This window comes from Mesorhizobium sp. M7A.F.Ca.ET.027.03.2.1, assembly GCF_003999175.1.
In the GTDB taxonomy this organism is placed as follows: Bacteria; Pseudomonadota; Alphaproteobacteria; order Rhizobiales; family Rhizobiaceae; genus Mesorhizobium.
Map to the genome: position 1 here is coordinate 1 of NZ_RZOM01001402.1, position 1,227 is coordinate 1,227.

2 protein-coding genes are annotated in these 1,227 nt (G+C 67.3%); both read left to right on the forward strand.

From position 1 onward, the window contains the following. The coding region (locus tag EN750_RS35045; protein WP_145968224.1) for a MoxR family ATPase at positions 1-737 on the forward strand (737 nt) is incomplete at its 5' end. Next, a partial coding sequence (locus tag EN750_RS35050; protein WP_145968225.1) for a DUF58 domain-containing protein occupies positions 737-1,227 on the forward strand: 491 nt, incomplete at its 3' end. The genes EN750_RS35045 and EN750_RS35050, both read left to right, overlap by 1 nt.

The following is a 1,227-nucleotide window of genomic DNA, read 5'->3' on the forward strand; positions in this document are numbered from 1 at the left end:
ACCTGATGCCGTCCGATATCCTCGGCTCCGAAGTGATGGAGCAGGACGAAACCGGCAAACGCTCCTTCCGCTTCATCTCCGGGCCGATCTTCGCCCAGTTGCTGATGGCCGACGAGATCAACCGCGCGTCGCCGCGTACCCAGTCGGCCCTGCTGCAGGCCATGCAGGAATACCACGTCACCATTGCCGGCGCCCGCCATGACCTGCCGGCGCCCTTCCACGTGCTGGCAACCCAAAACCCGCTGGAGCAGGAAGGCACCTATCCGTTGCCCGAGGCCCAGCTTGACCGCTTCCTGATGCAGGTGGATATCCTCTATCCCGAGATCGAGGCAGAGCGCCGCATCCTTCTGGAAACCACCGGCATCGAGGACGCGAAAGCGCAAAACGTGCTGCAGCCGGTGCGGCTGAAGGAGATCCAGACGCTGATCCGCCGCATGCCGGTGCCTGAAAGCGTCGTCGAGGCGATCCTGACGCTGGTGCGCTCGGCGCGTCCCGGCCAAGGCAATGCCGAGACCGACAAGAACGTCGCCTGGGGTCCCGGCCCGCGCGCCAGCCAGGCGCTGATGCTGTGCACAAGGGCGCGCGCGCTTTACGACGGACGGCTGGCGCCCTCGGTTGACGACGTCCGTGCGCTGGCCGAGCCAGTGCTGCAGCATCGTATGGCGCTGACCTTCGCCGCCCGCGCCGAAGGCACCGGCGTGCGTGACGTGGTGGCGAAACTCGTGAAAGGAATTTGATGCAGCGCATCGGCGAGGTCCAGGCTCCGGCAGCGACGCGCGACGCGCTCGCCCGTGGCCGGTTGCGGGCCTCGCTTGTGCCAGACCTGCTGGTCGAAGCGCGCCGCATCGTCAACACCGTGATCGCCGGCTGGCATGGCCGCCGCAAGCGCGGCATCGGTGAAAATTTCTGGCAGTTCCGGCCCTATGTCGAGGGTGATTCCTCGCGCATCGACTGGCGCCGCTCGGCCCGCGACGACCACACCTATGTGCGCGACCGCGAATGGGAAGCCGCCCATACGGTCTGGCTGTGGGCCGACCCCTCGCCGTCGATGCTATACAAATCGACCGGCGCCAGCGTTTCCAAGCAATCGCGCGCGCTGGTGCTGGCGCTGGCCATGGCCGAACTGTTGTCGCGCAGCGGCGAGCGCATCGCCTGGCCGGGCCTCACCGACCCGTTCACCGCCCGTAACGGCGCCGAACGCATCGCCGCCCAGTTGATGCATGCCGG